Source organism: Bradyrhizobium yuanmingense, from assembly GCF_900094575.1.
Classification (GTDB): Bacteria; Pseudomonadota; Alphaproteobacteria; order Rhizobiales; family Xanthobacteraceae; genus Bradyrhizobium; species Bradyrhizobium yuanmingense.
Genome location: NZ_FMAE01000021.1, coordinates 12761 through 26776 on the forward strand (window position 1 = coordinate 12761; position 14016 = coordinate 26776).

Below are 14016 nucleotides of genomic sequence, written 5' to 3' on the forward strand. Positions count from 1 at the left end.
CTTAAGACCGGCTTCCAAGAAAGTTGACGATCTCTGTCACAACGTGGGACACGTCTCTCCAAATCTCCCGACCTGTGAATCTGAGAACGCTTATTCCGGCCGCTTGGATGGCGCGATCTTTCGACCTGTCACGCTCCGCTTGTTCCTTGGTTCGCTCGTGGAAATCGTGTCCATCGCACTCGACAAAGAACATTTTGTCTGGAGCCCCGGTATGACGAATGCAGAAATCAATTCGAAACTCCCTCCAACGATATTGGGGAGTGACGAGGATGTGACCTTTGTCGTCTTCCGGGAATTCGCTCCCAATGGTGACGGTCATGGAGGTCATGCGCCCGACAATATCGAACGCAGAAAGCACCAGAAGCTCAATTTCAGATTCGACTAGCGGGGCAAGCCTATTAGCTGATGCCAAGCAGACAAATTCGAAATCAGCCTGCAATGCCTGAAATAGCCTGCTTCCGACAGATGAAGTATCGAGAGCCATTTCACGCGATCCCCAGCTCGCTGCTGTAAAGATCGATCATCGCCTCTCTATTGCGGCGCTTCTCTGCATTCTCGCGCTGAGCGCGGATAATCGCTCGCAAAGCCGGCAGGTCGTAACCTGCAGACTTAGCCTCAGCGAAGACGTCGCGGATGTCAGACGACACCTCGTCGCGATCGTCCATCAGCTTGTTGATGCGCTCTACGAGAGCTTTAAGCTGGCTGTTGTGTCCCGCTTCCATGTGATGCATTCCCCTGCAAAGGTTTAATGGCGATACGCACTCCTGTTACTTCAGCGTTCCAATTGGCGCTGATACTCTGCACAATCGTATTATCGTCGGCTTCGATGATCCCGTGCTTGACCAGCAAATCTTCCGGGGCCTTGAGTAAGTTTGTGATGTCGCGCTTGCGTTTGTCCTTTCCGGCCTCAAACTCGAATATTAACGAGACCGGACCAATCGCTTTAGCGGGCCGCTGACGCAGCAACTCCCACCCAGCCTCGGTCGCCCATTGATCGTATTTTGACGAGCGTATGCGCCCCCTGGATGTGTTGATGAAGAGGTTATTAGTGCTGGGCGGGAACGGGAGCGTGACGACAATCATGCAGCGCGGATCTCCCGGCGCAACTGCTTCAGAATCTCGACCTGAAGCAGGTCCTCGAGCTCGCTGCGCCGCTGCGAATACGGCTTCTCAGCCGCTACCAAGGACCGCAGGTGCGCGATCCTGTGCTTGGCCGGAAGCCGCTTGAGCCGTGCGATCAGGATATGGAGCGGGGTCATTCGAACAATCCCCGCAAGCCATCAACCGTCCGCTTCAGCTCCGGCTCGCTCTCCATCCTTGCCGTGATCTTCTCGACGGCATGAATGATCGTGGAATGGTCCCGGCCGCCGAAATAGCGACCGATCACCGGATAGGACAGCTCGGTCATTTCCTTGGCGAGATACAGCGCAACGTGCCGCGGTAGGATCAAATTCTTCGTGCGGCGCGCCGACACCATGTCCATCACTGAGATGTCGAAATGGTTGGCGACGACGTTCTGGATGTTCTTGACAGTCGGCAAAATACGGTTGGTGGCCGTGATCAGATCCCAGCACCAGAAGCTCGGATAGAAGTATTCGACCGGAGGAATGATGAGCTTTCGTTCCGGCCTGATGGGAACGATCTGCGCCTCGGTCAGTTTTGACACGACGCTATTCGTCGGAATCGCGCCAAGACGCGCCAGCCGAGCCTTGCGCTCGGCATGCATTTGCTGTGCTAGTGACATCCCTACCCCTTCTCCTTCTCTACGTTTGCCCGAACTGTGTGATGCAGCGGGCCTTACCGACCTTTGATCTCAGGAGCGATCCACAACGCCAAGGAGGCGAGCAATACGCTCAAGGCGATCAATTTCCGCGCTATAAAAATCCTGGTCTGACGCACGCATGCCTCCGGCAATGGTTTGGAATTGAGAGGCCATTTTTGCGGCCTCGTGACGCGCCTCTATCAACTCCGCTTCCCGCCGAATGTCCCGAGCCGCCCAGTGTTCTGGGTCGGAAATTTCTCCGTACCAAAGCGCCTTTACCGTCCGGAAACTGACTGTTGTCACCTTGCGAGGCACGCGGGCCAACCAGCTTTCGCGGGTGTCGCCCCAGTCCTTCGGGCCTGCAACGATCGCGATCTCTCTACGCATACGGTCTACTCCGGACGGCTTTTCCGACATTTGGAATCTCCATGGTGTTTTGTTGCCCACGCCCATGAAGTACTCAACTGAAGACAATGAACTCTCTTTTGTCACGCTGGCTGCTGCTACAGCCAACGTGTTGCGTTTCTTGAAGTTATCAGTAGCCAAGCCGGCGCCTGCGGATCAGCTTGTTCCGCCGACGAAGACGATGCGCATCGGAGATGACGATGATGTCAGCCGACCGCCGCTCGACCGGACCAGCAATCACGCTGGCCCAGATGTGGAAAGGAAGAAACATCCAATCGAACATGCTCATGCTTCACCCGAAGTAGATCAGAGTGCTTGCGACAAACCAGGCGATGAAGAGAGCCAAGCCAGTGGCCGCGATGCAGCCCCAGACAAAGCAGGCAGTGGCGAACTCTCGGACATCCGCCATACCGTGAAGAAAGGGCCCGGAGCCGAAGCTCCGAGCAGGTGGCCGGCGCAGGGAGGAGACAGCCGGCATGAAACTTGAGGTCTCGGCGTGGTATTGCGTAACGCCGTGAGGGCCGGGTGGGTGGCTGATCCCCGTCGCATCCACCCGGCTGCTCGATTTGATGCTGATTGCGCTCATCGTCATGCCCCTAGCAAAGAGACTGCGCGCTCGTATTCATGAGCGGAGATGGCGTCCCAAAGCGGCTCGAGCATGAGCTCGAGCGAAGCCTCGATCGCCGCGACCCAGATGATTCCCAGCGTAAGCATTTTAGCCATCAACCTCCGTTGCTTGAGCGAAGCACGGGCATCCCATGCAATCGTCTGGGTAGTTGAGCAGGTGCCCCGAAAAGGCATTGCGCGTCATCCATCTCGGAGCGTTCACGAGCTGATTTGGCGCGGCGTCTTCCGCCCAGGAGCAGAGCACGGGGCCATCGATTCTGACGATGCCGCGAGCGTCCACTCGGTACGCCTCACTGGAGCGCCGCGCGTATATGCAGGGCATCACATTCCCCATAAGCTGTCAGGAGCTGAGAAACCGCGCTCTTCGAGAGCGTCTTGCATCCTCTTGTACGACTGCGCGGGGAACCGCTTCCGGTACCGCCACGACGGGACCATGGATATGCTGGTCCCCCGTCCGGTGATCTCAGCCACGGCCCGAGACCCGCCCAGCTTTTCGATGACCTGATCGATCGTTTCGAGGTGCTCTTTCATGAGCAAAAGAACTATCGCACTTTGCAATAGTCGTCAATAGCGCATTTCAAAATTTGAGTTATCGCGCATTGTGGGTAAAATTGTTCCTATGTCAGGGGAACCCAAGTATCCGTTTGAGGAACAGGGGCGGCGGCTTAGATTGCTGCGGCAGGCAGAGCGGATTCCATCTGGCCTTGCGTTTGCGAAGCTTCTGAATTGGCCCCAATCAAGCATGAGCCAATTCGAGACCGGCGCCAGGCGGGTCCCCATGGACAAGGCGCTCCAGCTCCGAGCCAAGGTTCCAGGCTTCGATCCGCTGTGGCTATGGGAGGGCGACAGGCGCGGCCTGTCCTACGACCTACGCATCCGCATCGAAGAGGAAGAAGCAAAAGAGGCTACGGGCGAGCTAGTTCGCCGCGAAGGGTAGAACATTATCCGCTCTTGCGGGCGCCGGCTCCGAGCTGCCCGCCAGAAACACGTCAACAAGCTCCTGCATGGCGGCAAGAATCAACCTTGCGTCATCCGGGTTTTCCGGCAGCTGGCTCGCAAGAGACATGGCGTGGCGTTTGTGCCACAGTGTCGGCATTCCCGGCATTCCGACCCCCGTCGTATCAGCCCAAATTATAGAACGAAACGCGCACATTACTTGGCGACAATGTCGCCTTGAACATAAAGCTGCCACATCCAAAGATCGCATGTAAAGACCGCTTGAATCCCGGGGCGCATCACATTTTTTTCTGGCGACTATCGCATTTTGCAAATTAGTTGTTGACGCCTATCGCAACATGCGATACATTGCTTCCATCAACGCAGGGGCATTGATTATGAACCAGCACTTACCGCCAGAAAATCTCAAAGAGATCGGCACCATCCCGGCCGGCACGATCGGCGCCCGCCCGGTCGAGCACTTCCTGCTCATCCGCGGCAAGCATTCCTCTTGGGTTGACGGCGATGTCATGACCCGCGCCGAGATCATCAAGGTGGTTGACGAGGATGCTTACGAAGACCTCCGCGCCATCCTCGCGCTGACGGACCTCAAGGCCGACGAAGGCGACTGGCGCAAAGCCACCGACGAGATCGTGTCCATCGTGATCCAGCGCTGGGCTGAGGACGAAAAGCTCCTGACGCCGAAGCAAAAGGAATTCGTGGCCGCCTTCAAGGGCGAGGCCTTTGCCAATGCCTTCCGTGTTGGGAGCGCCGCATGACCACTCACATCATCAACGGCGTGAAGATCCACACCAGCTTTGACTATCCGCCGATCCCGGTTCGCGACAAGGATTGGTCCGCAGTGACCGATGACTACGACTGCGATTGTGATCAGGACGGGTTTTTCTCGACGCATCCGGTCGGTCACGGCGCGACTGAGCAGGAAGCCATCGCAGACCTCATGGATCAATTGGAGAATAGCTCAGCGGTAGAGCGCCTCGCTGTTAACGAGGATGTCGCAGGTTCGATCCCTGCTTCTCCAGCCAACTTCATTCCCGAGAACCGCATCGATCTTTTCTGCGCCTGCCTCATTGCAGGGCTTGGCGCCTTCTCAATCGCGTATTGGGTGATCTGATGATGAAGCCCCTCGCCGTCGTCCTGGCCTTCGAGCCCGAAGATCGCCGCCAGAGCGTCATTGCCGACACCCTGCGCAAGCACTGGTCCGAGCTGATCAAGCTTTCGCCGGCCGATCGGAAAGTCCGGATCGATCAACTGCTGAAACCCACGGAGCGTAAGTGATGCGTGATCCCGCTGACACCATTGAAGTCGCCGTCGAGCAGCGTCTTGTCGGTCTCTACTCGGCAACCAAAACGCTGATGGACTTCAGCAAGGAGCCTGAAGGGCGCGAGGTCATTGCGCGGCCGAGGTGCCTTGAGGAAATCGAGACCGTCAGAGACGCCCTCTCCCGCATTCTGGATCGCGTCGGAGGCAAGACCCATGGCTAATGTAGCGCTCCAGACAATCGGCTCCAACAACCCGCCGAGCCCGATCGAATACGCCCAGACTGTGGTCGATGAGATCAACGCCTGGCTGGCCGATCACCCGACAATCGAGAGCGAGGACGACGCCCGAGCGGCCAAGCCGCTGCTCGATCGCGCCAAGCTTTCCCTCGATGAGGTCGAGGCCGAACGCGACAGCAAGGTCCGTCCTCTCAATGAGCAGGTATCGGCGATCAACGTAAAATACAAGGCGCTGCACAACACGGACGCCAAGAAGCCGGGCCTGTTCGACAAGATCGTGATCGAGCTCAAGGCCCGTGTTGCCGCCTTCATGATCCGCGAAGAGCAGCGCCGGCAGGCTGAGGCCGAGGCCGCGAGGCGTGCCCAGGAAGAGGCGGAACGGATTGCTCGAGAGGCCGAGGCGAAGGAAATGGAGGCTCTGGCGAACGCTAGAGCTGGCGAGGTCGTGGACGTGGCGGAAGTCACGAAAGAGGCTGATGCCGCCTTTGAGGAGTTCGAGCGCCAATCTCGGTTCGCTGCCAGAGCCGAGCGCGACACCAAGGTCAAGATCGGCGGCGGATTCGGCAAGACCGCTTCCCTCCGTGAGGTCGAGACCTTGCATCTCGACAGCTACAGCCTGGCGCTCAAGGCCATCGGTCCCAACGACAAGGTGCGCGATGCCATTCTGAGCGCCGCCCGTGATTACCGAAAGCTGCATGGCGAACTACCGGCCGGCGTCCGCGCCACCTATGAGAGGAAACTGTGATGTTTGACGATATCCAAAAGGCCGCGCTCAAGGCGCCCCTCTCCTCCTCGTTCGTCAAGACCCGCAAGCAGGGCGGCCGGGACGTTAGCTATATCGAGGGCTGGAAGGCTATCGATGAAGCCAACCGGATCTTTGGCTTCGACGGGTGGGCCCGCGAGACGGTCGATATCAAGTGCGTTGCCGAGGGCGAGCGCCAGATCGGCAGCCGCGGAGACACTGGATACAGCGTCACCTACATCGTCAAGGTTCGCGTGAGGGTCGGCGACATCATGCGAGAAGGCTGCGGCGCCGGCCACGGCATCGACCGCGATCTAGGTCAGGCTCACGAGTCCGCTCTGAAGGAAGCGGAAACGGACGCCATGAAACGCGCCCTGATGACCTTCGGCAACCCGTTCGGCCTGGCGCTGTATGACAAGCAGCAAGCAAACGTCGTTGACGAGAGCAAGCCCGTGAAGCCGGCGCCGCAGAAGCAGTCGGCCATGCCGGAGGACTTCACTGCGCGCGTTGAATACATGGTCGAGTGCCGCGAGGCCATCGCCCAGTTCACCGACGCTGAGAGCCTTGCCGCCTGGTGGAAGTCAGAAGAGCAGGCGGAGCTCCGCCGCAAGCACCAGCTCGACCAATCCCAAGTCGATGCCCTCAAACAAGCCGTCATCAATCGACGTGACGCACTGCAAGGAAAGCGCGCAGCATGACCGACCGTTACGACGTTGTAACCAGCCGCAAGGATAAGGACGGCAAATTCCGATCCACCAAGATCGGCGCCGCCTTCGTCAAGGGCGAGCGCATCAGCGTTGTGTTGGATGCGCTGCCGATCGGAAACAGTGAAGGCCAAGCTTGGCTGACGCTGTTCCCGGCCAAGCCGAAGGACGATAAGGCGGCTGCCAATGAGCCGGCAGCGCAAGACATGAACGACTCCATTCCGTTCTAGGTCCGCTTCGGGGGAAGCATGTCCGACAACCTACCATGGTCTGAGCAATTCCGTATCGTCGCCAAACAGTGGGTCGATGCAGATGCTGCCGCAACAATCCTTGAGGACACTAAGTCCGCCGTGATGGCTGAGCGCATGCTTGGCCTTGGGGAGATGGCTGTCAACAAGGCTGAGGCGCTGGTCAAGGCCTCTCCCGAATGGAAGCGCCACGTCGAGTCCATCGTCAACGCCAGGCGCGCGGCGAACCGCCTGAAGGTCCAGATGGAATACCTCCGGATGAAGTTCTCGGAGTGGCAGTCGCACGAGGCCACCAAGCGGACGGAGGCCAGACTGTGAGCCGCAAAGTAGATGAGTGGATCGGAAAGACGCCGGACACGCCAGCCCCTCCGCGCGTCCGCTTGCGGGTGTTCGAGCGCCATGGCGGCATTTGCTACTTGTCTGGCCGCAAGATTGGAGCCGGCGACAAGTGGCAGCTCGAGCACCCGCTGGCGCTCATTAACGGCGGCGAGAACCGTGAGAGCAATCTGGCTCCCGCCTTGGTCGACCCGCACAAGGTCAAGACCGCCGAAGACGTGAAGCAGAAGGCGAAGAACGATCGCGTTCGCAAGCGTCATCTCGGCATCAAGAAGCCGCGCACGATCCGGGCCTGGCGCAAGTTTGACGGAACAATTGTCCACGCGGAGCGCGAACGATGAAACTGATCGACCTCTGGCCCATCTTCCTTCTCGCTCTGCTCATCGTCGCCATCATCGGCGCAGCGATGACGGGAGACGCGCGCTGGCTCGTGCTGGCTGTTCTGCCGTGCTGGGTGATCGCGAAGTGGTTTCGGGTCTGACGGAGCGAGGAGCACATGATCCGGTACGTAACGATCAAAACGAGCCTTGAGGACGGGCGCCACTACGACCCTAAGCATCCTTGGCTCATCGTTCTTGAAGACAACGGCGTGATCAGAATGGACAGGCAGTTCGGGAAGTTCGCCTCTCACTCGGCTGCAAAGCGTGAGGTCCGCGAACTCGTCGCTGAGTGGAAGCGGAAGAGATCGGCCTGAAGCACATCAGGAGAATGAGACGTTCTGTCAATAACTTAGCAGGGGAATTCGATGAAAATTCAGACGCTAACCGACCAGCTCCGCAATGATCTTTACGGCACTCTCGTGTGTGAGCATTGCGAGCACAGCCAGAAGTTCGTCGGATACGACGATGCCAACTGGCACAACAATGTCTTGCCGGCGATCAAGTGCAGCACATGCCTCCGGGACCGTTCTGGAGAGATCAAAGGCGTCTACGGCGAGATGTGCCACGATCCGAAGATCTGCGCGGGCAAGGGATACTGCCCGCGCGACCCGAGCTGCTGCGAATAGCCACGCACACACAGCAGATATACGAGGACGTACCGATTGACCCGCATTGAGACCATAGCCGAAGGCGTGACACTGTATCTGGGCGATTGCCGGGAGATCCTGCCGACGCTAGGCAAGGTGGACGCGGTCGTGACCGACCCGCCGTATGGAATCGGATATGCAGCGCAGCCAATTGTTGGCAAGGGGAAGACGCGGTCAAACCATGAAAAGAGGGATTGGGACGACTCCCCTGTCGACTTGGCCCCCGTCCTCGCGATCGACGCGCCGAAGATCATTTGGGGAGGCAACTACTACGATCTGCCTCCAACGAGAGGTTGGCTGTCATGGTTTAAGCCAGATGCCCCGCCATCGCTGTCCCATTTCGAACTAGCGTGGACCAGCCTCGACCGGACATCAAAGCAGTATGCCTGGAGCATAGCGGCCACGAATGCAGAGCGGGTCGGACACCCGACTCAAAAGCCGCTTGAACTGATGAAGTGGTGCCTTGGCTTCGTCCCGGACGCGAAACTGATCCTTGATCCATTTATGGGCAGCGGCACCACGGGTGTGGCTGCCGTCAGATTGGGGCGGATGTTTGCAGGCATCGAAAGAGAACCGAAATATTTCGAACTGGCATGTAAGCGCATCTCAGATGCCCTTAAGCAGCCCGACATGTTCATCGCCCAGCCCTCCAAGCCCAAGCAGGAGGCATTTGAGCTATGACCACCTTTCACCGCTTCGTGCTTCACCATCGCGTGCCTGACTATCTCCAGCTCGGCTGGATGGCCCTGCCGAGCCTTGAGGATACGCACCACGGCCGATGGTCGACGCACTGCATCTGGCTTTGCGAATGCCGGCCGGTTGAGCCCGGCAAGCAAGCGGCGGACGAGTGGCGCCGCAGCCTGTCTCACATGGACGCTGACGGAGGGGGTAACTGATGGACATTTATAGAGCAGAGCGCGCTGCGCAGGACATGATGGCGCGAGACCCGAAGTGGGACAAGAAGTTCATTCTGATCGGCCCAGGCGGCCTGATCAACTGCGAGTGGATCGACCCCTATTTCGGCATCTTCTCGATCGAGGGCAAAGAAGGCTTCGCGATGTCGAAACAGGTCCCATCGAACGTCGAGGTGATCATGCCGCAGCCTGACTCACAGGGGGAAACTGCTGATGACTGATGATCTGAAGAACGCTGAAACGTCACTCGTGTGGGCGCTCGATAAGGCCAGCACCTCGCTTGAGGTTCGAAGCGCCGTCAACAAGGCGCTCGGATACGTGCGCCAGGCACAAGCTCCTGCCCAAGGGGCGAAAGACCAAATCTCGGCCATCGTGCTTTCAGCCATTCTGGGCAAGGCGGATGGCGAGACATATGGCGCATCGCATGCGCGGAAGATGAATGAGGAGCGCGCCGAGAAGGCTGCTGAGCGCATCCTGGCCCTCCGCGCCCCGGCAACATCGGAGCCCGTCCAATGCAGTTCGGCCAGCCGCGACCCGGTCGAACAACTGCACGCGGCTTTGGCTGACATTGAGATTTCAGCTTACAACGCCGCTAAACTCCGGATCGGCTGGGCGCTTGAAGCCTTGGGCCAGCCAGCCAGTCGTTCTCCGGCAGCATCCGAAAGCGCAGCTAACGACATCAACCAACCGCTGATGGATCTCGAAATCTTCATTGGCGAGGTGGACGGCGCGGAAGCTGCCCAGGAAGGCACGATCGACGGCACCGAAGCTATTGCCGCGCTAGCCAAGGTTCGAGAGCAAACCGCTTGGCTTGAAGCACAGGCGAGCGGCTGCGCGTCTATAATGCGGGACCTTCGGGCTTTCCACGTTGCTTGCGGTGCTCCGGTCCCGAAGGTCCCTCAATTCCCGTCTGAAGACCGCATCAACCTGCGCCTCGACATCCTTGACGAGGAGCACCGAGAACTGCACGACGCAGTGAGAGACCGCGACCTGGTTGAAGTCGCCGACGCGCTCGCGGACATCATCTACGTTACCGCCGGGATGGCTCTGGAGTTCGGCGTTCCGCTTGAGCGGGTATGGAACGAGGTCCACCGCAGCAACATGGCGAAGGTTGACCCTGTCACGGGGAAGGTCCGGAGGCGCGACGACGGTAAAGTTCTAAAGCCAGAGGGGTGGACGCCGCCTGACATCATGGCCGCGCTCACTCCATTAACTGAACCGTGTCCGTACTGCGACGCGGAGATGGTTGTAACCGCTCCAAGCTGCGAAGCATGTGGCCGGGAGCATCCGGACCGGTTCACCGTCACTTGCACCTGCCGCGGCAACAACGACTGCGACGGTTCGTGCCAGTGCCCGCCTGACAGACCCGCACACACATCGACTGTGAGTCCGTCTGACGATGATCCGACCAGCAGCGACTATGCACGGGAGCCATTCTGATGGTTGACACCAATCGCCCGGCTTTCTTCGAGGTCATCGATACCCAGGAAAGCGTTGTCGTCGCCGTGTGTGCGTCCCACGCGGCTGCCTTGGCAGTCTGCAACGATCTGGAACCGGACGACAGAGAATATTGCGGCGGCTGGCGATACATCATCGAGCCCATGCGCCCGCACACTCCGCATGTGAGTCAGCCCGAATGACCTGGACCCTGCAAGACACAATCGGCGCTGTGATCTGCGCAATCGTAATCGTCGCGGTGGTTGCGGAGAACCCGTGGACTACTCTCCTGATCGCGTTCTGCGCGATCTGGGCCTGACCGTTATACTGAAATCGCGAGGATAGTATAACGAGACAAAGACCCGCCGGCACGACCTACGCTTTGCGCTTTGTGGGACGGCGAATGTGGTGATGATCTGGGCTTCATCGTGCGAAGTCACCACGCTTGAAACAGGAGATTTCTCAATGAAGCTGAAATCCGTGAAGATGTTGGTTTGCCAAGCTTGCCTCGATGGTGATGGCGAAGAATGCCACACCCCAGGATGCGCGCTTTACCTACATAGGGTTGATTTGCCGATCATGCCTGAATTGTATGAAGTCCTGGCGGAAGTCGATGAAGTTGAAGGATAGGTTCATGTTGAACCTTCGCCCTATGCTTCTGCTCTGCGCGTTCGGGATACATTCCTGGCATAGGGGGCCGAAGCCCCTGATACACGGCATTTGGCGCACATGCATTCGTTGCAGCACGTGTCAGTATGCAGGACCTGACGGAACAGAGATTAGCCCGCCGCACCTCCCACAGAAGCTACAGCCAGCGAGCAAGTCATGAAGAATCCAGCCGACATTTACGAGGTCTGCCAAGAAATCATCCGGCGCTACGACGACACGCCGATGAAGGACATCCTCGAACACACCGCCTATTCCGCCAGTGACTTGCTCTATGAGCTTGCGCTGGAATACGTGAAACAGCAGCAGGTCAAGGAGCAGTTCGCGCCGCAGCATCTTTCCCATGTGGTGCAGCCCAAATGACAGACGTCATCGACAAGATTGCAAGGACCATTTGCCAAGAGCAGTGCGCCTATCGTGGCGAGCCCGCCTGCTGGAAGGTCTTAAACGGGGAGCCGAGTGAATGGGCTTGGCCTAATCCCAATTGCGATGAGCCGGGATGTATGGCCTTGGCGAAGGCTGTCGTGGAGGCGTTCATGTACAAGCCGGGATCTGATTTAGGACCGGCTCCCGCTTTATCTTACCCGAGCAGCAAATGACCGACCTAGCAACCGGCTTCACCGTCATCGAGCGGACAATCGTCGAGTGGCTGGAAAACTCAGGCCACGCAGTCATCCACGACAACGACGAATGGCTATTCATTGGCCCGACTTGGGAGACATCGATCACCTCCCTCGCCTGCGCCATCGTTCAAGCCTTGGAGCGGCAGAAGTGACCAAAATTCCGGATTACGACACCGAATTAGCCGCCGTGACAGCCTGCATCACTGCGCTCGCTGAGCACGGCATTCCAGTTGATATCCAAGAGTTGCTGGTAAACGGAAGCCTGCAAGCCGGCATCAAGCCTCACGCGATCTTCAATGGCATTAGGGCCGCATACAACACATACCAGAGGCCGGTCGGCCTGGATTGGAAGCTGAGCGACGAAGCACAACAACAGATCGCTGAGATTGAGGGCAACAGCCGCAACGCCATGATCAATGCCGATAGGCTTGTTACGGGCGGCGCTATGCCGGCGGGAACAGAAGCCTCCTTGGGTCATCAAGATCAAAGGCCAGCGCCAATTGCTCCAGCATCTCCGAGTGCCATCGCATCTGCCCCAGTTCGATCTTCGACAGGTTCGGGAGAGCAATCCCAGAGCGCTCCGCAAGCTGCTGCTGGGTCAGGCCCCTATGCTCTCTCCACTCTCTCAGGAACAACTGGATCATGATGGTCCTCAATTACCTTGGTCTTGCTATTGGACTGTCGATTGCGTCCATCCTGTTGTCAATGGCATGGCGCATATACCGATTTCAGCCCGACAGATCGAAGCATCTTCACGAGATGAGAGGATCAGAATGAGCCGGACGCCTGCCCGCGTTACTCAAGCTGATGTTGCCCGCGCTATCCGGGCCGCGCAGCAATGCAACGCGGGCCAGGTGCGGATCACCAAGGATGGCGACATTCTGATCGACCCCGCCCCGCAGAAACAGCGGGAACAGGACAAAAAGGATATTGCGGAGCGGCGGAGGATCGTTCTTTGATCGCCGCCATGCCGAGACCCCGGAAGCCCCATCTGCATCGCGAGCGGAATCGCCATGGCGTGCATGTCTGGTACGTGCGCAAAGGCCAAGGTCCGCGCTTCCGACTCCGGGGCGAGTTCGGCTCCGACGAGTTCAATGCTCAGTACGAACTCGCCATCCAAGGCAAGCTGCCGAAGCGAGGCCAGGCAACCGCCGGCACGCTGCGCTGGCTTTGGGACGCCTACCGCAAGACGGATGGATGGAAAGCCTTCTCGCCGGCCACGCGTCGCCAGCGCGAGAACATCATGCTGCACGTTCTCAAGGCGGCCGGCGAAGAGCCGTTCGGCGCCATCGGCAGCGAGGACATTCAAGACGGGCTCGATCGAAGATCCGACACGCCGTCCGCAGCTCGCAATTTCCTCGACACCATGCGCGGCCTGTTTCAGTGGGCCAAGGCGCGCGGGCATGTGCGCGGCGATCCGACCGCCGACGTGAAGCCACCCAAGCGCCGCCGCAACGCCGGCTTCGCGCCGTGGACGCATGACGATGTGGACGCCTACTACAAGCGTTGGCCGCTGGGCACGCCGCAGCGGGTGTGGCTCGATGTGCTGCTATATACCGGCCTTCGCCGCGGTGACGCCGCCGACGTTGGCCCCAAGCACGTCAAGGACGGGCTGATTGAGATCTGGACGGAAAAGAGCGGCCGGCGCGTCCTGGTGACGCTCCCGATCCTCGATGTCCTGCAAGCCACGCTGGACGTAGGCCCGATCGGCAAGGAGACCTGGATCATCGGAGAGAGGGGCAAGCGCTTCGTCAAAGAAGCCTTCGGCAATGCCTTCTCAGAGGCCGCCAGCGCGGCTGGCGTGAAGAAGAGCGCCCATGGCGTGCGGAAGATTGCAGCCACGATCGCGGCGGAGAACGGCGCCACAGAGTCGGAGCTGGACGCCCTCTTCGGCTGGACCGGAGGACGCATGGCAGCCCACTACACCAAGACCGCAAGCCGGGCTCGGCTGGCGAAGAAAGCGGCGGAAAAGCTGAAATCTATTCCCGCACCGCTTGTAAAAGTGCGGGAGCAAGAGCAGAATATTCAAACGAACCAACCACATAGCAAGGGGCTGGTGGGGGAGGCAG

General features: G+C 59.0%; 32 protein-coding genes and 1 tRNA gene. 23 read left to right on the forward strand and 10 right to left on the reverse strand.

Annotated elements, in window-relative coordinates; translation table 11 throughout:
* Position 1: 1 nt before the first annotated feature.
* From GA0061099_RS35510 to GA0061099_RS35540, 8 genes are all read right to left on the reverse strand, one after another.
* On the reverse strand, positions 2-484 hold the full coding sequence (locus GA0061099_RS35510; RefSeq protein WP_074448363.1) for an endonuclease domain-containing protein: 483 nt from the start codon (positions 482-484) through the stop codon (positions 2-4).
* Position 485: 1 nt separating this feature from the next.
* Complete coding sequence (locus tag GA0061099_RS35515) at positions 486-722, reverse strand: DUF2312 domain-containing protein (protein ID WP_083235154.1); 237 nt, start codon at positions 720-722, stop codon at positions 486-488.
* Positions 694-1083 (reverse strand): RusA family crossover junction endodeoxyribonuclease, encoded by a 390-nt coding sequence (locus GA0061099_RS35520; protein WP_074448365.1) that lies wholly within the window; start codon positions 1081-1083, stop codon positions 694-696. Before GA0061099_RS35520 ends, GA0061099_RS35515 begins: the two co-directional genes overlap by 29 nt.
* A complete protein-coding gene (locus GA0061099_RS35525) occupies positions 1080-1259 on the reverse strand; it encodes a hypothetical protein (RefSeq protein WP_074448366.1) in 180 nt (59 codons plus the stop codon). The genes GA0061099_RS35520 and GA0061099_RS35525 overlap by 4 nt, the downstream gene beginning before the upstream one ends.
* On the reverse strand, positions 1256-1744 hold the full coding sequence (locus tag GA0061099_RS35530; RefSeq protein ID WP_083235155.1) for a helix-turn-helix domain-containing protein: 489 nt from the start codon (positions 1742-1744) through the stop codon (positions 1256-1258). The genes GA0061099_RS35525 and GA0061099_RS35530 overlap by 4 nt, the downstream gene beginning before the upstream one ends.
* A gap of 69 nt (positions 1745-1813) precedes the next feature.
* On the reverse strand, positions 1814-2308 hold the full coding sequence (locus tag GA0061099_RS35535) for a hypothetical protein (RefSeq protein WP_141697742.1): 495 nt from the start codon (positions 2306-2308) through the stop codon (positions 1814-1816).
* Positions 2298-2456, reverse strand: coding sequence for a hypothetical protein (locus GA0061099_RS41615; protein ID WP_158644897.1), 159 nt, complete (start codon positions 2454-2456; stop codon positions 2298-2300). Before GA0061099_RS41615 ends, GA0061099_RS35535 begins: the two co-directional genes overlap by 11 nt.
* A gap of 3 nt (positions 2457-2459) precedes the next feature.
* A complete protein-coding gene (locus tag GA0061099_RS35540; RefSeq protein ID WP_074448369.1) occupies positions 2460-2753 on the reverse strand; it encodes a hypothetical protein in 294 nt (97 codons plus the stop codon).
* An 819-nt stretch (positions 2754-3572) separates the two neighbouring features.
* Between GA0061099_RS35540 and GA0061099_RS41620 the strand changes: the two genes are divergently transcribed.
* The 21 genes from GA0061099_RS41620 (at position 3573) to GA0061099_RS35640 (ending at position 12099) form a co-directional block, all read left to right on the forward strand.
* Positions 3573-3731: a hypothetical protein gene (locus tag GA0061099_RS41620; protein WP_158644896.1), complete on the forward strand. Its 159-nt coding sequence runs from the start codon at positions 3573-3575 to the stop codon at positions 3729-3731.
* 358 nt (positions 3732-4089) lie between these two features.
* Positions 4090-4509, forward strand: a complete 420-nt coding sequence (locus tag GA0061099_RS35560) for a hypothetical protein (RefSeq protein WP_141697743.1) — start codon at positions 4090-4092, stop codon at positions 4507-4509.
* Between the two features lie 192 nt (positions 4510-4701).
* A tRNA-Asn gene (locus tag GA0061099_RS35565) sits at positions 4702-4776 on the forward strand.
* Between the two features lie 91 nt (positions 4777-4867).
* On the forward strand, positions 4868-5029 hold the full coding sequence (locus GA0061099_RS41625; protein ID WP_158644895.1) for a hypothetical protein: 162 nt from the start codon (positions 4868-4870) through the stop codon (positions 5027-5029).
* Complete coding sequence (locus GA0061099_RS35570; RefSeq protein WP_074448374.1) at positions 5029-5235, forward strand: hypothetical protein; 207 nt, start codon at positions 5029-5031, stop codon at positions 5233-5235. The genes GA0061099_RS41625 and GA0061099_RS35570 overlap by 1 nt, the downstream gene beginning before the upstream one ends.
* The gene (locus GA0061099_RS35575) at positions 5228-5995 is read left to right on the forward strand and encodes a hypothetical protein (RefSeq protein ID WP_074448375.1); all 768 of its coding nucleotides are present in this window, start codon (positions 5228-5230) and stop codon (positions 5993-5995) included. Before GA0061099_RS35570 ends, GA0061099_RS35575 begins: the two co-directional genes overlap by 8 nt.
* On the forward strand, positions 5995-6690 hold the full coding sequence (locus GA0061099_RS35580; RefSeq protein WP_074448376.1) for an RAD52 family DNA repair protein: 696 nt from the start codon (positions 5995-5997) through the stop codon (positions 6688-6690). The genes GA0061099_RS35575 and GA0061099_RS35580 overlap by 1 nt, the downstream gene beginning before the upstream one ends.
* On the forward strand, positions 6687-6926 hold the full coding sequence (locus tag GA0061099_RS35585) for a hypothetical protein (protein WP_074448377.1): 240 nt from the start codon (positions 6687-6689) through the stop codon (positions 6924-6926). Before GA0061099_RS35580 ends, GA0061099_RS35585 begins: the two co-directional genes overlap by 4 nt.
* Before the next feature lie 18 nt (positions 6927-6944).
* On the forward strand, positions 6945-7262 hold the full coding sequence (locus GA0061099_RS35590) for a hypothetical protein (RefSeq protein WP_074448378.1): 318 nt from the start codon (positions 6945-6947) through the stop codon (positions 7260-7262).
* Positions 7259-7621: an HNH endonuclease gene (locus GA0061099_RS35595; RefSeq protein ID WP_083235156.1), complete on the forward strand. Its 363-nt coding sequence runs from the start codon at positions 7259-7261 to the stop codon at positions 7619-7621. Before GA0061099_RS35590 ends, GA0061099_RS35595 begins: the two co-directional genes overlap by 4 nt.
* A complete protein-coding gene (locus GA0061099_RS41630; protein ID WP_158644894.1) occupies positions 7618-7761 on the forward strand; it encodes a hypothetical protein in 144 nt (47 codons plus the stop codon). Before GA0061099_RS35595 ends, GA0061099_RS41630 begins: the two co-directional genes overlap by 4 nt.
* Before the next feature lie 15 nt (positions 7762-7776).
* Positions 7777-7974, forward strand: a complete 198-nt coding sequence (locus GA0061099_RS35600) for a hypothetical protein (RefSeq protein ID WP_074448380.1) — start codon at positions 7777-7779, stop codon at positions 7972-7974.
* A gap of 51 nt (positions 7975-8025) precedes the next feature.
* Positions 8026-8286, forward strand: a complete 261-nt coding sequence (locus GA0061099_RS35605; RefSeq protein ID WP_074448381.1) for a hypothetical protein — start codon at positions 8026-8028, stop codon at positions 8284-8286.
* A 36-nt stretch (positions 8287-8322) separates the two neighbouring features.
* The gene (locus GA0061099_RS35610) at positions 8323-8988 is read left to right on the forward strand and encodes a DNA-methyltransferase (RefSeq protein WP_074448382.1); all 666 of its coding nucleotides are present in this window, start codon (positions 8323-8325) and stop codon (positions 8986-8988) included.
* Complete coding sequence (locus GA0061099_RS35615) at positions 8985-9203, forward strand: hypothetical protein (RefSeq protein WP_074448383.1); 219 nt, start codon at positions 8985-8987, stop codon at positions 9201-9203. Before GA0061099_RS35610 ends, GA0061099_RS35615 begins: the two co-directional genes overlap by 4 nt.
* On the forward strand, positions 9203-9442 hold the full coding sequence (locus GA0061099_RS35620; RefSeq protein WP_141697744.1) for a hypothetical protein: 240 nt from the start codon (positions 9203-9205) through the stop codon (positions 9440-9442). The genes GA0061099_RS35615 and GA0061099_RS35620 overlap by 1 nt, the downstream gene beginning before the upstream one ends.
* Positions 9435-10661: a pyrophosphohydrolase domain-containing protein gene (locus GA0061099_RS35625; protein WP_074448385.1), complete on the forward strand. Its 1227-nt coding sequence runs from the start codon at positions 9435-9437 to the stop codon at positions 10659-10661. Before GA0061099_RS35620 ends, GA0061099_RS35625 begins: the two co-directional genes overlap by 8 nt.
* The gene (locus GA0061099_RS35630; RefSeq protein WP_074448386.1) at positions 10661-10861 is read left to right on the forward strand and encodes a hypothetical protein; all 201 of its coding nucleotides are present in this window, start codon (positions 10661-10663) and stop codon (positions 10859-10861) included. Before GA0061099_RS35625 ends, GA0061099_RS35630 begins: the two co-directional genes overlap by 1 nt.
* Positions 10862-11123: 262 nt before the next feature.
* Positions 11124-11288, forward strand: a complete 165-nt coding sequence (locus tag GA0061099_RS41635; protein ID WP_158644893.1) for a hypothetical protein — start codon at positions 11124-11126, stop codon at positions 11286-11288.
* Between the two features lie 195 nt (positions 11289-11483).
* The gene (locus GA0061099_RS35635; protein WP_074448387.1) at positions 11484-11687 is read left to right on the forward strand and encodes a hypothetical protein; all 204 of its coding nucleotides are present in this window, start codon (positions 11484-11486) and stop codon (positions 11685-11687) included.
* 232 nt (positions 11688-11919) lie between these two features.
* The gene (locus tag GA0061099_RS35640) at positions 11920-12099 is read left to right on the forward strand and encodes a hypothetical protein (RefSeq protein WP_074448388.1); all 180 of its coding nucleotides are present in this window, start codon (positions 11920-11922) and stop codon (positions 12097-12099) included.
* Positions 12100-12125: 26 nt separating this feature from the next.
* Here the strand turns inward: GA0061099_RS35640 and GA0061099_RS43210 are convergent, their stop codons facing one another.
* The gene (locus tag GA0061099_RS43210) at positions 12126-12434 is read right to left on the reverse strand and encodes a hypothetical protein (protein WP_145793662.1); all 309 of its coding nucleotides are present in this window, start codon (positions 12432-12434) and stop codon (positions 12126-12128) included.
* Positions 12391-12591, reverse strand: coding sequence for a helix-turn-helix domain-containing protein (locus GA0061099_RS43215; protein WP_141697745.1), 201 nt, complete (start codon positions 12589-12591; stop codon positions 12391-12393). Before GA0061099_RS43215 ends, GA0061099_RS43210 begins: the two co-directional genes overlap by 44 nt.
* Positions 12592-12720: 129 nt before the next feature.
* Between GA0061099_RS43215 and GA0061099_RS35650 the strand changes: the two genes are divergently transcribed.
* Positions 12721-12906 carry a hypothetical protein gene (locus tag GA0061099_RS35650; protein WP_074448390.1) on the forward strand — a complete coding sequence of 62 codons (186 nt, stop codon included), beginning with the start codon at positions 12721-12723 and terminating at the stop codon, positions 12904-12906.
* Positions 12903-14016: tyrosine-type recombinase/integrase (locus GA0061099_RS35655; protein ID WP_074448391.1), on the forward strand; the 1114-nt coding region annotated here is incomplete at its 3' end. The genes GA0061099_RS35650 and GA0061099_RS35655, both read left to right, overlap by 4 nt.

What these genes read in the sequence shown, in the direction of transcription:
- GA0061099_RS35620 (WP_141697744.1), top strand. Translation starts at nt 9,203, where the DNA reads ATGGACATTTATAGAGCAGAGCGCGCTGCGCAGGACATGATGGCGCGA.
- GA0061099_RS35600 (WP_074448380.1), top strand. Translation starts at nt 7,777, where the DNA reads ATGATCCGGTACGTAACGATCAAAACGAGCCTTGAGGACGGGCGCCAC.
- GA0061099_RS35590 (WP_074448378.1), top strand. Translation starts at nt 6,945, where the DNA reads ATGTCCGACAACCTACCATGGTCTGAGCAATTCCGTATCGTCGCCAAA.
- GA0061099_RS35525 (WP_074448366.1), bottom strand. Translation starts at nt 1,259, where the DNA reads ATGACCCCGCTCCATATCCTGATCGCACGGCTCAAGCGGCTTCCGGCC.
- GA0061099_RS35585 (WP_074448377.1), top strand. Translation starts at nt 6,687, where the DNA reads ATGACCGACCGTTACGACGTTGTAACCAGCCGCAAGGATAAGGACGGC.
- GA0061099_RS35560 (WP_141697743.1), top strand. Translation starts at nt 4,090, where the DNA reads ATGCGATACATTGCTTCCATCAACGCAGGGGCATTGATTATGAACCAG.
- GA0061099_RS35520 (WP_074448365.1), bottom strand. Translation starts at nt 1,083, where the DNA reads ATGATTGTCGTCACGCTCCCGTTCCCGCCCAGCACTAATAACCTCTTC.
- GA0061099_RS41615 (WP_158644897.1), bottom strand. Translation starts at nt 2,456, where the DNA reads ATGAGCATGTTCGATTGGATGTTTCTTCCTTTCCACATCTGGGCCAGC.
- GA0061099_RS35580 (WP_074448376.1), top strand. Translation starts at nt 5,995, where the DNA reads ATGTTTGACGATATCCAAAAGGCCGCGCTCAAGGCGCCCCTCTCCTCC.
- GA0061099_RS41630 (WP_158644894.1), top strand. Translation starts at nt 7,618, where the DNA reads ATGAAACTGATCGACCTCTGGCCCATCTTCCTTCTCGCTCTGCTCATC.
- GA0061099_RS35615 (WP_074448383.1), top strand. Translation starts at nt 8,985, where the DNA reads ATGACCACCTTTCACCGCTTCGTGCTTCACCATCGCGTGCCTGACTAT.
- GA0061099_RS35515 (WP_083235154.1), bottom strand. Translation starts at nt 722, where the DNA reads ATGGAAGCGGGACACAACAGCCAGCTTAAAGCTCTCGTAGAGCGCATC.
- GA0061099_RS35640 (WP_074448388.1), top strand. Translation starts at nt 11,920, where the DNA reads ATGACCGACCTAGCAACCGGCTTCACCGTCATCGAGCGGACAATCGTC.
- GA0061099_RS35605 (WP_074448381.1), top strand. Translation starts at nt 8,026, where the DNA reads ATGAAAATTCAGACGCTAACCGACCAGCTCCGCAATGATCTTTACGGC.
- GA0061099_RS41625 (WP_158644895.1), top strand. Translation starts at nt 4,868, where the DNA reads ATGAAGCCCCTCGCCGTCGTCCTGGCCTTCGAGCCCGAAGATCGCCGC.
- GA0061099_RS35625 (WP_074448385.1), top strand. Translation starts at nt 9,435, where the DNA reads ATGACTGATGATCTGAAGAACGCTGAAACGTCACTCGTGTGGGCGCTC.
- GA0061099_RS35570 (WP_074448374.1), top strand. Translation starts at nt 5,029, where the DNA reads ATGCGTGATCCCGCTGACACCATTGAAGTCGCCGTCGAGCAGCGTCTT.
- GA0061099_RS35630 (WP_074448386.1), top strand. Translation starts at nt 10,661, where the DNA reads ATGGTTGACACCAATCGCCCGGCTTTCTTCGAGGTCATCGATACCCAG.
- GA0061099_RS41635 (WP_158644893.1), top strand. Translation starts at nt 11,124, where the DNA reads ATGAAGCTGAAATCCGTGAAGATGTTGGTTTGCCAAGCTTGCCTCGAT.
- GA0061099_RS35575 (WP_074448375.1), top strand. Translation starts at nt 5,228, where the DNA reads ATGGCTAATGTAGCGCTCCAGACAATCGGCTCCAACAACCCGCCGAGC.
- GA0061099_RS35530 (WP_083235155.1), bottom strand. Translation starts at nt 1,744, where the DNA reads ATGTCACTAGCACAGCAAATGCATGCCGAGCGCAAGGCTCGGCTGGCG.
- GA0061099_RS35650 (WP_074448390.1), top strand. Translation starts at nt 12,721, where the DNA reads ATGAGCCGGACGCCTGCCCGCGTTACTCAAGCTGATGTTGCCCGCGCT.
- GA0061099_RS35635 (WP_074448387.1), top strand. Translation starts at nt 11,484, where the DNA reads ATGAAGAATCCAGCCGACATTTACGAGGTCTGCCAAGAAATCATCCGG.
- GA0061099_RS35540 (WP_074448369.1), bottom strand. Translation starts at nt 2,753, where the DNA reads ATGAGCGCAATCAGCATCAAATCGAGCAGCCGGGTGGATGCGACGGGG.
- GA0061099_RS35510 (WP_074448363.1), bottom strand. Translation starts at nt 484, where the DNA reads ATGGCTCTCGATACTTCATCTGTCGGAAGCAGGCTATTTCAGGCATTG.
- GA0061099_RS41620 (WP_158644896.1), top strand. Translation starts at nt 3,573, where the DNA reads ATGGACAAGGCGCTCCAGCTCCGAGCCAAGGTTCCAGGCTTCGATCCG.
- GA0061099_RS43215 (WP_141697745.1), bottom strand. Translation starts at nt 12,591, where the DNA reads ATGATCCAGTTGTTCCTGAGAGAGTGGAGAGAGCATAGGGGCCTGACC.